This is a genomic window from Pseudomonas sp. AC112 (assembly GCF_979253545.1).
In genome coordinates this window covers 601,968-614,198 of sequence record NZ_CEEDCM010000001.1, presented here as the reverse complement: position 1 = coordinate 614,198, position 12,231 = coordinate 601,968, and the positions used below count along the sequence as shown (strand labels likewise).

The window sequence follows — 12,231 nt, the reverse complement described above, 5'->3', positions numbered from 1 at the left end:
CACCAGGAACGGATTTCATGACCTCAATCACACCCGCAGCACTTGCACAGTTTATCGACCACACGTTGCTGGCGCCCGACGCAACGCGGCAACAGATCGCAGCGTTATGCAAAGAAGCGCAGGAATACGGGTTCTATTCCGTCTGCGTGAACTCGGGCCAGGTGCCTTATGCCGCGCAATTGCTCAGTGGGCAAAAGGTCAAGGTCTGCGCGGTGGTCGGGTTCCCGCTGGGCGCCGGGCTGAGCGAGAGTAAAGCCTTCGAAGCCCAACAGGCAATTGCAGTGGGTGCGGGCGAGATCGACATGGTGCTCAATATTGGCGCGTTGCGCGAGGGCCTGTTGGATACGGTGCGTGACGACATCGCCAGGGTGCATCAAGCGTGCGGTTCGGTGCCGCTGAAAGTGATCCTCGAAACCTGCCTGTTGGACGAGGAACAAAAGATCCGCGCCTGCGAAATTTGCCGTGAACTGGGGGTGGCCTTCGTCAAGACCTCGACCGGCTTTAGCCATCATGGCGCCACCGCCGGAGATATTGCCCTGATGCGCCGTATCGTCGGCCCGCAGATGGGGGTCAAGGCGTCGGGCGGGGTGCGCGATTACGCGACCGCAGTGGCCATGATCGAAGCCGGTGCCACCCGCCTGGGCACCAGCTCGGGGGTGAGCATTGTCAGTGGCAAGCCTGCGGAAGCGGCGGGTTACTGATTTCGCCAGCGCACACGAGGTCTGGCAATGTTTGAAAAAAGGAGCTTCGGCTGCTTTTTCGGCGGCACAGTTCACGCCGATTGCGGTGCCGTAATCCAGGGCCTGGGCCAGCCCCAGTCCCGCACGGCCAAGTCGGGGTTAAACCTGATTCTGTGCTCGGGTGCAATTCCCTGGTTGATAACCCAGGCAAATGATGCACTGCCCTGAAACTGAAAAAGCCTGCTGGGCGCAATGCTCAGCAGGCTTTTTAGTGAGTGCGGTTGGATCAGGCAGGCTGAGCCACCAAGCTGTTACTCACCTTACGGCCCAGCACCAGCACTGTCACAAACCCGGCGCCCACCAACGCCGTGGCCAAGCTCAGCAGCACCGCGCTACCCATCTGATCGACGATGCGTCCGCCAAAGAATGAACCCAAGGCAATGATCACCTGGAACAGGGCAACGAACAGCGGCATGCCGCGCTCCACATCCTTGGGCGCTACCACGAACATCCAGATGCTGGCGCAGGCCGGGAAGGCGCCGAAGGCGAAGCCCCATAGGCCGATCAGCATCGCTGCGCCGGTCATGCCGGTGGCGAAGTAGGGGAACAGCGCGGTGCTGGTGCCGATCATCAGGGCGACCAGCAACAGGGTGTGGCGTACGCTTCGGTTGGCGGCGAAACCGGCAAAGATATTACCGAACACCCCGGCCACGCCAAAGAGCAGCAACAGTGAGCCAATCGTCGGGCCATCGAAGCCGGAGCTGTATTTGAAGAACGGCGCGACATAGGTGTACGCGGCAAAGTGCGCCAGGCCGATCAGCAACACGGCGATCAACCCGACCCGCGCTTGCGGGTTGATAAACAAGGCGGGCAGGTCGCTGACGCGAATCGCCTTTTCCGGATCAAGGCGGGGAAGCAGGAAGATCTGCGCCAGCAGCACCGGTACGCCCACCAGCGCGGTGACCAGGAACGTCATGCGCCAGCCCATCAGGCCACTGAGCCAGGTGCCGACGGGCACGCCCAGTACGGTGGCCAGGGTCACCCCCATCATGATGATCGAGGTGGCCTTGGCTACGTCGACGCCCTTGGGGGCCAGGCGGCCGCTGAGGGCGATGGCTGTCGCCCAGAAACCACCGATGCTGATGCCCAGCAGTACGCGGCCAAACAGCAGCAGGCTGAAGTCGCTGGCGAAGGCCACGACCGAGTTGGCGATGATCATGATCAGCGTCAGGCCGATCAGCAGGTAGCGACGGTCCATGGCGCCAATGCTGACGGACAGCAGGGGGGCGGCGAGGGCCGCCATGATGCCGGGCAGGGTCACCATCAGGCCGGCGTGGCCAGCGCTGATACCCAGGTCGCTGGCGACGTCATTGAGTACGCCCACAGGGAGAAACTCACTGGTCACCAGGGCGAAAGCACCCACGGCAACCGAGAGGATCGCCAACCACTGCTGTTTGACACTCTGTTGATTATGTTCGGGAAGGCCGCTAGGGGCCTGGCTGGCACTTGGCATGGAGTTGGGTTCCAGGATGAACGTCGCCTGAAGCCAGGCGAAGGGAAGGGAATTTGGAGCCGATTATAGGAACCGATACTGAAAATCGGGCAGGCGCTCGGTTCGATAGTAATCATCAGTGCAATCGATGCAACGCTCTAGACCGCACTACCTGACCCGGTGATCTTTCACACGAACTGCGCAAACGTTGCCTACAGGCCGTGCATTGCTGGTCCGCCGGCAACTTATTACTTTGTGGTAGCGCTCAAGATCGGGCGCCTCCCACCGCAAAGGAATTGCGTCATGAGCAAGAATACGAAGAAAACCTCCGTCAAGGTCGCGACATTGGCGGCGGAAACCCTCAACAGCCCAGCGTCTTCTGCCATCGCTAAAAGCCTCGCTGCTTCAGCGTTGGCGCAGAAAGGCACTGACAAACAGACAAGCGCCGAGATGGAGGAAATAGCAGGCAAGGTGCTGGGCAGTGATAAATACAGCGAAGACACCAAAGCGCTGGCCGCGTCGGTCCTTTCCCAAGCCAATAAAGAGCGAGGACACTGAGTTAAAGCGCCGCCAATAAATAGAAAGGCCTTGTGGCGAATCAAGCTACAGGGCTTTTTCGTGTCCAGGCGTGGGGTTTGCCATGGCGGGTGTGCATAAATTATTCGCGCCTACCGAATAATCTCCGGGACTGCGGTGTTCACCTCACAGACCACCCAGGAAACGCCCATGAACCACGCTGCCGACCGCTACGACCGCCTGACCCGCACCTTCCACTGGCTCACCGCTGCCGTGGTGATCTTCATGTTTGCCAGTGCGCATATCTGGGAAAACCTGGAGAAGGGCACGCCGCTGCGCAAGGGCCTGCAATCGGTGCATATTTCCCTTGGCATAGCCATGGCATTGTTGATCGTCGTACGGATTGTGTGGCGTGTGTTCGGCGGCAATCGCCCGAAGGCCGACAGTCACCCAGCGCTTAACCTGCTGGCGAAAATGGCGCATGGTTGTCTGTACCTGTTGTTGCTGGTGCAGATTGCGTTGGGCTTCCTGTTTCGCTGGGCTCAAGGTGAACCCTTTAACTTTTTCGGGCTGTTCCCTGTTCCTGCGCCCTTTGTGATCGATCACGACGGGCGGGGCACCCTTGGCGGCCTGCATAACACTGTGGCCTGGGCGATTATCCTGCTGGCAGGCCTGCATGCGATGGCTGCGCTCTGGCATCACTTTGTCATGGGCGACAGCACGTTGCGCCGAATGCTGCCGGGTTCACGCAATGTGTTTCAAAAGTGATGTTTCCTACCTATCGCTACGGAGCATGACAATCATGAGTCACCGCCACGAACACCCCGTCTCTTACCGTGCTGCGCGGTTCTTCGGCGCGTGCCTGGCTGCCGCGTTACTTGCCGGTCAAGCCCACGCATCCGGTGATGAGTCAGCACCGCCCAAGCCCAACTGCCCCAAAGGCCAGGTTTGGGACACCAAGACCGGAAAATGCGTGCTGCAAACCAGCAAAGCCACTTCGGACGCCGACCGTACCGACTACGCCTATCGCTTGGCCAAGGACGGGCGCTACGACGAGGCCCTAACCCTGCTCGACACCCTGCAAAACCCGAACACCGCCAAGGCCCTCAATTATCGCGGTTACGCCACGCGCAAACTGGGGCGCACCGATGAAGGCATCGGTTATTACCTGAAATCGGTCGCGCTCGACCCCAACTACGCCCAGGTTCGCGAGTACTTGGGGGAGGCCTACGTGATCAAGGGCCGAGTCGATTTGGCACAAGAGCAATTGCTGAAGATCAAGGCCTTGTGCAGCACGACCTGCGAAGAGTACGAAGACTTGGCCGAAGCCATCGCCGCCGCCCCGCAGGCTTGAAACCGATGCGTGAGCCAGCAGGGGGCAGCCATCGACAGAGAGGCTGAGTTTCGTCGCGAGTTGGGCCTGCTGTTGCCGCGTCTATGGCGATATGGGTGGGTGTTGTCGCGACAAAAGCACGTGGCCGAAGATCTGGTGCAGGCCACCTGCGTGCGAGCGCTGGAGCGTGCCAGTCAGTTCGCTGACGGCACACGGTTGGACCGTTGGCTGCTGGCTATCATGCATTCGATCTGGCTCAACGAACTGCGTTCACAGCGGGTTCGCCAAGGGCAGGGCTTTGTGGAGGCAGAGCAGGCGTTGTCGTTCGATGGCGAAAGCCAGGCCCAGGATCAGGTGCTGGCCGCGCAGGTGATCAAACGCGTCAACGGGTTGCCTGAAGCGCAGCGGGAAACGGTTTTTCTGGCCTATGTCGAAGGGCTTTCTTACAAGGAAATTGCCGATGTCCTGCATATTCCGGTGGGTACGGTCATGAGCCGGCTCGCGGCTGCGCGCGCCAGGCTTGCCGAGGCGGCACCTGCAAAAGCCCAGGCCGAAAAATCCAGCGGAGAACGGCGATGACCCACACACACCTACCCTCCGATGAGCTGTTGGTGGCTTATCTGGATGATGAGCTGGACGCTGATCAACGCCGGTTGATCGCCGACCAGGTCCGCACTCAGCCTGCGGTCGCTGCGCGCCTGGAGGCATTGCAGTGCGCGGATATGCCGTACAAGGCCGCGTTCGACAGCCTACTGGACCAAGCGCCAACCGAGCGTCTGCAGGCGATGCTCAACACCTTGCCACCGGCAGAAATCCCAGCCCTGAGTCGGCGCCGTTTCCTTGCGATTGCCGCAAGCTTCGGGGTAGCCGGCATAGCCGCCGACCGTCTGTTCATGGCCTGGCCCCGCGCAGAGTCTGACCAGGGTTGGCGCGCTTCGGTCGCACAATACATGGCGTTGTATACACCGCAGACCCTGGAAAATCTCAGTGCCGATCCGGCCACCTACCTCGCGCAACTGAGTTCGGTGGGCGCGCAATTGGGCTTGCCGTTGTCTCCTGGGGTCGTTGACCTGCCCGGTGCGCAATTCCGGCGTGCACAGATCCTTGATTATGACGGTGTGCTGATTGGCCAATTGACCTATCTGGACCCGCGCTACGGTCCATTGGCGTTGTGTATCACCGCCAGCAAGAGAGGCCCGGCGACCCTGGCGACGGAGCAGCGACGCGGCATGAATGTCGTGTATTGGTCCAGCGTCTCCCATGGTTTCATGCTGATCGGCAGGAACCCGATCGAAGACCTGCAAATCATGGCGCACAGGGTAGAGGAAACCTTACTCGGCTAACCGTCCTCTGAGGCTGTCGATAAACATGCCTTCCGCCCGACTCATCTTCTGTTCCCGATTCCACAGCAGATGAATATCCACGTCCGCAATCCCCTCATCTGGCGGCAGGCGCCACAGCAGGCCGTTCTTCACGTCTTCCGCCACCACATGGATCGGCAAACAGCCCAGGCCAAATCCGGCAATCACCAGGCGCCGCACTTCCTCCAGGCTTGAGGACGATGCAACGATCCGCCCACTGAACCCTTGTTGATCGCGGAAAATCGTCAAGGGCGACAGCATCCCGCCAATCTGGTCGCTGGTGAAACTCACGAAGTTCTCCGACTGCAGATCCCCCTCCGCCAAGCCGGTGCGCCCGAACAGTGGATGGTGCCGCCCGCAAAAAAACGCGTAGCGCTGACGCAAAAACAGGTGCTGCTCCAGGCGCGGCTGTGGTCGGCGGTTGAGGCTTAAACCCAGGGTCGCGGTTTTCTCCAGGAGGGCGGCGACGATGTCCGAGCTGCGCATCACCTCGACCTCCAGGTCTACCCGTGGATGCTCGCGGTGAAAGCCTGCCAGGAAGTCATCGAAGGTGTCCGAGTTGATCCGGCTGATCATCAGCAAACGCACCTTGCCGATCACTTCATCACCCGGTTTTTGCAGGGCATTGCTCATCTGCGACACCTGGCCGTACATCTCGCCGGCAATCGCAAAGATCTGCTCGCCGGCTTCAGTGAGTACAAAGCGTGGACCACGGCGGACGATGAGCTGGCAGTCGAGTTGTTCTTCCAGGCGCTTGAGGGCTTGGCTGATCGCTGGCTGGGTAAGGTGCAGGCGGGCGGCCGCGCGGCTGATGCTCAGTTCCTGGCCGATCACGCGAAAGGTGCGCAGCAGGTTCCAGTCCAGGCGGTCGTTGAGCAACGGGTGGATATCGCGACGGGTTTCGGACATGGCGCAGCTCAATAATAAGCAGGATTTATAATTCGAATAATAAATAGAAAATTGACTAATCATAGCCCCGGGACGAAAAATCACCCTCGACAAGCGCCATCAGAGCGCATGCGTTCGACCTTTCTCCTGCCAAAAAAATAAACAAAGGAGCCAGCCCCATGAAGCCTTCCGCTTCGCCCCAGCCTCGCCGTGCTGCGGCCGCCGCTTTTATCGGCACCATGATCGAGTGGTACGACTTTTACATCTACGCCACCGCCGCCGCGCTGGTGTTTGGCCAACTGTTTTTCCCCTCCGAAGACAAACTGTTCAGCACCATGGCCGCGTTCGGCACCTTTGCCGTGGGCTTCTTCGCCCGGCCATTGGGCGGCATTGTGTTCGGGCATATCGGCGATCGGATCGGGCGCAAGAAATCCTTGGTGATTACCCTGGTGATGATGGGGGTGGTCACTGTCTGCATTGGTCTGCTACCGACCTACGCCCAGATCGGTGCCGCCGCGCCGGTGCTGCTGATCCTGTTGCGCGTGGTGCAGGGCATTGCCGTCGGCGGCGAGTGGGGCGGGGCGGTGTTGATGGCCGGTGAGCATGCACCGAAAGGTCGGCGTAACTTCTTTGCCTCCTTCGCGCAGTTGGGCAGCCCGGCGGGGTTGATCCTGTCGCTGCTTGCCTTCAGTGCGGTCACCCGCCTGCCGGAAGAAGATTTGCTTAGTTGGGGCTGGCGCGTGCCGTTCCTCGCCAGTGCCTTGCTGTTGGTGGTCGGCCTGGCGATTCGCCTGGGCGTGAATGAGTCGCCTGAGTTTCTCGAAGACAAAGCCCTGGCGGAAAAAGCGCGGGCGATCAAGCAAGACCAGGCCCCAGTGATCGAGGTGCTGAAAACCGCCTGGCGGCCGTTGCTGCTGTGCATCGGCGCAAATACCTTGGGCATCGCCGGCGTGTATTTCACCAATACCTTCATGATTGCCTACAGCACTCAGCAATTGGGCCTGCCGCGCTCGCTGATTCTGGAATGCCTGTTCTTCGTTGCCATTATTCAGTTCTGCGTCCAGCCCCTGGCCGCCTGGGTGGCAGAGAAGGTCGGTGCCACGCGCTTCCTGTGCGCGATGACGGTGCTGGCCATGGCCTCGCCTTACCCGATGTTCGTGCTGGTCAGCAGTGGCCAGGCCCCCTTGATCATCCTCGGCATTGCCCTGGCAGTGGTGTGCATGGCGTCGTTTTACGCGGTGATTGCCGGCTTCGTCAGCGGCCTGTTTGAAACCCGTGTGCGCTACACCGCGATCTCCCTGGCGTACCAGGTATGCGGCGCGCTGGCCGGTGGCCTCACGCCGTTGATCGGCACCTGGCTGGCCCATGAATACCAAGGCCAATGGTGGCCGATGGCAGTGTTTTACAGCCTGATCGCGGCGGTCTCGCTGGTGTGCGTACTGGCGTTGTCGCGCCGCCACGCCACCGCTCACCGTCTTGAGATGGCCCATAGCGTTTGATGGAGAGTCTGCAATGTTGAAGATCAACGGCGAGCGCCTGTGGGCCAGCCTGATGGCCATGGCCGAAATTGGCGCCACGGCACGCGGTGGCAGTTGCCGCCTGGCCTTGAGTGCCGAAGACAAAGCCGGTCGTGAACTGTTCAGCCACTGGTGCACAACCGCTGGGTTGACCCTGAGCGTCGACGCCATCGGCAATCTGTTCGCCCGGCGTGCCGGAACGGATAAAGACGCGGCGCCGGTGATGATCGGCAGCCACCTCGACACGCAGCCCGAGGGCGGGCGCTTCGATGGTGTCTACGGGGTGCTGGCTGGCCTGGAGGTGATCCGCAGCCTCGACGACCAAGGTATCCAGACCTGCAAACCCCTGGAGATTGCCGTGTGGACCAACGAAGAGGGCGCCCGTTTCACCCCGGCCATGCTGGGCTCCGCGGTGTTCACCGGCACCCTGGCGCTGGACAAGGCCCTGGCCACTGTCGATGCCGCTGGCGTCAGTGTGGCCGAGGCATTGCGCGTGACGGGCTACAACGGTTCACGCCCATTGGGGGGTGCGGTGGATGCGTATTTCGAAGCGCACATCGAGCAAGGTCCGATCCTTGAAGACAATGCCAAGAGCATCGGCGTGGTCACCGGTGGCCAGGCAATTCGCTGGCTGGATGTACGCGTCGAAGGCATGGCGGCCCACGCCGGCACAACGCCGATGCCGCTGCGTAAAGATGCGTTGTATGGCGCCGCGCAAATGATCCAGGCGCTGGAAACGCTGGCAGCGGACTTTGCCCCGGAAGGCCTGACCACCGTCGGCGAATTGAGCATCGCCAAATCGTCGCGCAACACCATTCCAGGGTTGCTGAGTTTCACCGTCGACCTGCGTCATCATCGCGACAGTGAGATCGACGCCATGGAGCGCCAGGTGCGCCAACAGGTGCAGGCCATCGCCGAGCAACGCGGCCTGACCGTGACGGTGACCCCGCACTGGATCAGTCCGGCTACGCCCTTCGACGCCGAGTGCGTCGCCTGCGTGCAAACCTCGGTGGACACCCTGGGCTACAGCCAGCAGCGCATCGTCAGTGGCGCCGGCCATGATGCCATCCACCTGGCGCGTTACTGCCCGACCGCGATGATCTTCATCCCGTGCGTCGGCGGCCTTAGTCACAATGAAGCCGAAGATGTACTGCCCGAGGATGTGCGCCAGGGCACCGACGTATTGCTCAACGCCGTATTGAAACGCGCCGGCCAGGCTCAGTAAGGAGACTTTTTGATGCGAACGTTTTTCCACCCCGAACAACTTCTGCACCATCCGCGCAGCTACTACTCCCGTGGCCAGATGCGCACGCCACAGGAAGTCCCCGAGCGCGCCCGCAACCTGCTGCTGGCCGCGCAAACCCTGGGCTTCGATATCCAGCAACCCCAGGACCATGGTCTCGACCCACTGCTGGCCGTGCATGGCGCGCCTTACCTGGCTTTCCTCCAGGAGGCCTACCAACGCTGGAAGGAAGTCCCCGAAGACTGGGGCGACGAAGTCATGTCCAACATCTTCGTGCGCGAGCCCAACGCCCTGCGCGGCATACTCGCCCAGGCTGCGCGGTACCTGGCGGACGGCAGTTGCCCCATCGGAGAACTCACCTGGCGCTCGGCCTACTGGTCAGCCCAGAGCGCCGTCGCGGCCGCCAAGGACATCCTCGAGGGTGCCCCGGCCGCTTATGCGCTGTGTCGTCCACCCGGCCATCACGCCCGCTTTGATGCAGCGGGAGGTTTCTGCTACATCAACAACGCAGCAGTGGCCGCCCAGGCCTTGCGCGAAGGCTACCAGCGCGTTGCCGTGCTCGACACCGACATGCACCACGGCCAGGGCATCCAGGAAATTTTCTATGACCGCGATGATGTGCTGTATGTGTCGATCCACGGTGACCCCACCAACTTCTATCCGGGTGTCGCCGGCTTTGCCGAAGAACGCGGCAGCGCGGCGGGTGAAGGCTTCAACCTCAACCTGCCCATGCCCCACGGTGCCAGCGAGGCGGTGTTCTTCGAAAAGCTGCAACTGGCCCTGGCGGCGGTGAAGGACTTTTCGGCGGACGTACTGGTGCTGTCGCTGGGGTTTGATATCTACGAACTGGACCCACAGAGTAAAGTCGCGGTCACCCGCGAAGGGTTTGCGCGGTTGGGCGAAAGCATTCGCGGGCTGGGACTGCCCTGTGTGGTCGTGCAGGAGGGCGGGTACCACCTGGAGACGCTGGACAGTAATGCGCGGGCGTTTTTCAGTGGGCCGCAGGCCTGGGTGTAGCCAGAAACGCAAAGCCTGCCGAACTCAGCGTTCTGCAGGCTTTGGTGGGTGAGGTGACAGAATCTGCTGGCTTGCTGTTCAGGCAGGCTTCACCGGTCTGATCAGACTCTGGGCCGGGATTCCAAACATCTCATGCAGTTTCCAGATCATGGGCAGGGTCAGTGCTCGTTTTCCATTCAGCACTTCATAAACCCGATTCTGACGGCCTATGGCGGGGACCAGGTCGGAGGCTGAAAGGCCTGACTGTTCCATCCGGAAACGGATAGCGTCGACTGGGTTGGGCAGGTCAACCGGAAAATGCTTCGCCTCGTACGCCTCGATCAACGTGATCATTACATCAAAATAATCACCTTCCGGCGTGCCGGGCTCAGGTTCATTGTCGAATAGCGCTGAGACAGATTTAAGCGCGTCCTTGTAGTCCTGTTCGGTGTGAATAGGTCGAATGTTCATGGGTTACTCCGCTTCAACGGTATCAGCGTCAATCATGTCGTATTGCTTATGCGTGCCGATGAATTTGATATACAGCGCGCCGTAGCGGTAGGCCACGGCGGCGACGAGCCGGTAGTCATGACCCTTGATATTGAAGACGACTCTTCGACTCTTGAGAACGCTGGCATGGCGAAATTGTTCTTTGATGGCTGCTGGTGTTGACCAGTTGGCGTTCTTTGCCTCGTCAATCCAAGCCAGCAGTGGCTGTTCCGCGTCCGGGTATTTTTGCCAGAACGCTTTGACTTGGCTGATCGCAATAATTCTCATGGGCTGATCCTAGTCCCGTGGTGGGACTTATGCAAGCGGGTGGTATCGATATCGATTGTTTCCAACTGCGGCGGTGCTATGAACGAAATTTTCCGCATAGGAAATTCCCCTCGTAACCATGTACGAGGGGGCCCAGGAACATGAGAGGACCACAGGCGTAAAGTGGGGAGGGGGAGGGGCGTGTGCTACAGACAGGGAGCTTCAGGGGTATAGGTATTCCGATCCAAAGGGTCATGCCGCACCAGGTTCTTGCGGGTGGGTTTTGATGGTTTGCGACGTAATGGTTGTTGCCTGGAACTGATAACTGCGCGCCGAGGCAACCGGTCAGGCAAGAAATTGATAGCGCAGCTAGTATGGCTTTTTCCATGTATGACCTCTATGAAAGCAATGCTTCGAGGCTCTCAGTATTGTCGTCAGGAAAAGTTATGCCCGCCGATGGCCTAACTAACTGACTGATTTTTATGACTTCTCGTTTCCCGGTCCGTACAAGGCACTGGCGCGGCTCAAGTTGGCGCGTGCTTCACGGTGATGCCGTGTGTTTATCGGGTACCAGTTCCAACACTCGGTTTCTCCCGCCTTCGGCCAGCAAGTAAGTCCCCTGGCCCGTCGGCACGATCGACTGTGGTGCTTTCAGGAATGACAGAATCGTCCGCTGGCGCCCTTGCTTATCAATCAGCAACAACCGCGCCCGATGGGTGGCGTCTTCATTGACCCACAGCCCGCGCTCGTCGCACATCAAAAAGCTCGGCTGGTTGAGGTGGCTCAGCACCACCGGGTCGCTGCCGTCTGCGCTGAGTTCACGCACGACACCTTTGTTCTTTTCGTTGTAGAGCATCCGCCCGTCAGTACAGCGAACGATGGATTCGCCTTCCTCCACCTGGTCGCGCAACACGCTCAAGGTCTGGTCGCTCCAGCGATAGCGCAGCAATCGCCCGAAGGGCTTGCGGTCTTCGATGGCATACAAGTAATCGCCGTCATCCCACAGGCCCTGCACACTCTCACCTTGGAAGAGTTCGGTGACGACGCCGTCCTTGAAGAAGCTCACGGGCAGGGCGGCGGACTCCTGGCTGAAGACCCAGCCGCCACGGGTGGCAAACAGACCGTCGGGCTTGGACAGGCTGGCCACCACCACGTCGCGGGTGCCGTCCGGGTGGATGCGCACGATGCTGCCCTTGGCCTTGTCGAGTTCCTGGCTGACCACCAGCGAGCCGTCCGCCATGGGCAGCAGCGAGGCGGCTTTCTGGACATCGCGATGCACCACCTGCACAGTCCAACCGTCGGCGGCACGGACGGGGTAGTAACTTTGCCAGGCAAAAAAGCCCAGGGTCGCGACGCATAGCAGGCCTGCTGCGCGCAGGCCAAATCGCAGTGCCGGGTGTTTTTTGGAAGAGAGGGTCATCGATGATTGCCAGTAGCCGGGGAAAAAAC

14 protein-coding genes are annotated in these 12,231 nt (G+C 60.5%); 9 read left to right on the top strand and 5 right to left on the bottom strand.

Going from position 1 to position 12,231, the window contains the following annotated elements:
* The first annotated feature begins 17 nt into the window (after window positions 1–17).
* Window positions 18–701, top strand: a complete 684-nt coding sequence (gene deoC / locus AC0IYN_RS02990) for a deoxyribose-phosphate aldolase (protein ID WP_078047357.1) — start codon at window positions 18–20, stop codon at window positions 699–701.
* A 265-nt stretch (window positions 702–966) separates the two neighbouring features.
* Here the strand turns inward: deoC and AC0IYN_RS02985 are convergent, their stop codons facing one another.
* Window positions 967–2,193: an MFS transporter gene (locus tag AC0IYN_RS02985; RefSeq protein WP_078047359.1), complete on the bottom strand. Its 1,227-nt coding sequence runs from the start codon at window positions 2,191–2,193 to the stop codon at window positions 967–969.
* Between the two features lie 282 nt (window positions 2,194–2,475).
* Here AC0IYN_RS02985 and AC0IYN_RS02980 point away from each other — a divergent pair, with 282 nt between their 5' ends.
* The 5 genes from AC0IYN_RS02980 to AC0IYN_RS02960 all read left to right on the top strand — a co-directional run bounded on the left by AC0IYN_RS02980 (window position 2,476) and on the right by AC0IYN_RS02960 (window position 5,364).
* Window positions 2,476–2,730 carry a hypothetical protein gene (locus tag AC0IYN_RS02980; RefSeq protein WP_099492545.1) on the top strand — a complete coding sequence of 85 codons (255 nt, stop codon included), beginning with the start codon at window positions 2,476–2,478 and terminating at the stop codon, window positions 2,728–2,730.
* Between the two features lie 168 nt (window positions 2,731–2,898).
* Complete coding sequence (locus AC0IYN_RS02975) at window positions 2,899–3,456, top strand: cytochrome b (protein ID WP_368945355.1); 558 nt, start codon at window positions 2,899–2,901, stop codon at window positions 3,454–3,456.
* A gap of 34 nt (window positions 3,457–3,490) precedes the next feature.
* Complete coding sequence (locus AC0IYN_RS02970; RefSeq protein WP_406598116.1) at window positions 3,491–4,042, top strand: tetratricopeptide repeat protein; 552 nt, start codon at window positions 3,491–3,493, stop codon at window positions 4,040–4,042.
* 60 nt (window positions 4,043–4,102) lie between these two features.
* Window positions 4,103–4,600, top strand: a complete 498-nt coding sequence (locus AC0IYN_RS02965) for an RNA polymerase sigma factor (RefSeq protein ID WP_406598117.1) — start codon at window positions 4,103–4,105, stop codon at window positions 4,598–4,600.
* Window positions 4,597–5,364 (top strand): anti-sigma factor family protein, encoded by a 768-nt coding sequence (locus AC0IYN_RS02960; protein ID WP_406598118.1) that lies wholly within the window; start codon window positions 4,597–4,599, stop codon window positions 5,362–5,364. The genes AC0IYN_RS02965 and AC0IYN_RS02960 overlap by 4 nt, the downstream gene beginning before the upstream one ends.
* Here AC0IYN_RS02960 and AC0IYN_RS02955 read toward each other — a convergent pair.
* Window positions 5,353–6,291: a LysR family transcriptional regulator gene (locus AC0IYN_RS02955; protein WP_406598119.1), complete on the bottom strand. Its 939-nt coding sequence runs from the start codon at window positions 6,289–6,291 to the stop codon at window positions 5,353–5,355. The two genes, AC0IYN_RS02960 and AC0IYN_RS02955, sit on opposite strands and share 12 nt — an antisense overlap.
* Window positions 6,292–6,449: 158 nt before the next feature.
* Here AC0IYN_RS02955 and AC0IYN_RS02950 point away from each other — a divergent pair, with 158 nt between their 5' ends.
* From AC0IYN_RS02950 to AC0IYN_RS02940, 3 genes are read left to right on the top strand one after another with little or no spacing between them, the layout of a single operon-like run.
* Window positions 6,450–7,769 (top strand): MFS transporter, encoded by a 1,320-nt coding sequence (locus AC0IYN_RS02950; RefSeq protein ID WP_406598120.1) that lies wholly within the window; start codon window positions 6,450–6,452, stop codon window positions 7,767–7,769.
* A 13-nt stretch (window positions 7,770–7,782) separates the two neighbouring features.
* Entirely contained in the window at window positions 7,783–9,012 is a 1,230-nt protein-coding gene (locus tag AC0IYN_RS02945; RefSeq protein ID WP_471840486.1) for a Zn-dependent hydrolase, read from the top strand.
* A 12-nt stretch (window positions 9,013–9,024) separates the two neighbouring features.
* Entirely contained in the window at window positions 9,025–10,047 is a 1,023-nt protein-coding gene (locus tag AC0IYN_RS02940; protein ID WP_471840484.1) for a histone deacetylase family protein, read from the top strand.
* Window positions 10,048–10,125: 78 nt separating this feature from the next.
* Here the strand turns inward: AC0IYN_RS02940 and AC0IYN_RS02935 are convergent, their stop codons facing one another.
* The 3 genes from AC0IYN_RS02935 to AC0IYN_RS02925 form a co-directional block, all read right to left on the bottom strand.
* The gene (locus AC0IYN_RS02935) at window positions 10,126–10,497 is read right to left on the bottom strand and encodes a helix-turn-helix domain-containing protein (protein WP_078050878.1); all 372 of its coding nucleotides are present in this window, start codon (window positions 10,495–10,497) and stop codon (window positions 10,126–10,128) included.
* Between the two features lie 3 nt (window positions 10,498–10,500).
* Window positions 10,501–10,803: a type II toxin-antitoxin system HigB family toxin gene (locus AC0IYN_RS02930; RefSeq protein ID WP_471840482.1), complete on the bottom strand. Its 303-nt coding sequence runs from the start codon at window positions 10,801–10,803 to the stop codon at window positions 10,501–10,503.
* 520 nt (window positions 10,804–11,323) lie between these two features.
* Window positions 11,324–12,202: an SMP-30/gluconolactonase/LRE family protein gene (locus AC0IYN_RS02925; RefSeq protein WP_471840481.1), complete on the bottom strand. Its 879-nt coding sequence runs from the start codon at window positions 12,200–12,202 to the stop codon at window positions 11,324–11,326.
* Window positions 12,203–12,231: the final 29 nt, after the last annotated feature.

Coding starts and splice junctions, on each gene's coding strand:
- deoC (WP_078047357.1), top strand. CDS start 18: ATGACCTCAATCACACCCGCAGCACTTGCACAGTTTATCGACCACACG.
- AC0IYN_RS02985 (WP_078047359.1), bottom strand. CDS start 2,193: ATGCCAAGTGCCAGCCAGGCCCCTAGCGGCCTTCCCGAACATAATCAA.
- AC0IYN_RS02980 (WP_099492545.1), top strand. CDS start 2,476: ATGAGCAAGAATACGAAGAAAACCTCCGTCAAGGTCGCGACATTGGCG.
- AC0IYN_RS02975 (WP_368945355.1), top strand. CDS start 2,899: ATGAACCACGCTGCCGACCGCTACGACCGCCTGACCCGCACCTTCCAC.
- AC0IYN_RS02970 (WP_406598116.1), top strand. CDS start 3,491: ATGAGTCACCGCCACGAACACCCCGTCTCTTACCGTGCTGCGCGGTTC.
- AC0IYN_RS02960 (WP_406598118.1), top strand. CDS start 4,597: ATGACCCACACACACCTACCCTCCGATGAGCTGTTGGTGGCTTATCTG.
- AC0IYN_RS02955 (WP_406598119.1), bottom strand. CDS start 6,291: ATGTCCGAAACCCGTCGCGATATCCACCCGTTGCTCAACGACCGCCTG.
- AC0IYN_RS02950 (WP_406598120.1), top strand. CDS start 6,450: ATGAAGCCTTCCGCTTCGCCCCAGCCTCGCCGTGCTGCGGCCGCCGCT.
- AC0IYN_RS02945 (WP_471840486.1), top strand. CDS start 7,783: ATGTTGAAGATCAACGGCGAGCGCCTGTGGGCCAGCCTGATGGCCATG.
- AC0IYN_RS02940 (WP_471840484.1), top strand. CDS start 9,025: ATGCGAACGTTTTTCCACCCCGAACAACTTCTGCACCATCCGCGCAGC.
- AC0IYN_RS02935 (WP_078050878.1), bottom strand. CDS start 10,497: ATGAACATTCGACCTATTCACACCGAACAGGACTACAAGGACGCGCTT.
- AC0IYN_RS02930 (WP_471840482.1), bottom strand. CDS start 10,803: ATGAGAATTATTGCGATCAGCCAAGTCAAAGCGTTCTGGCAAAAATAC.
- AC0IYN_RS02925 (WP_471840481.1), bottom strand. CDS start 12,202: ATGACCCTCTCTTCCAAAAAACACCCGGCACTGCGATTTGGCCTGCGC.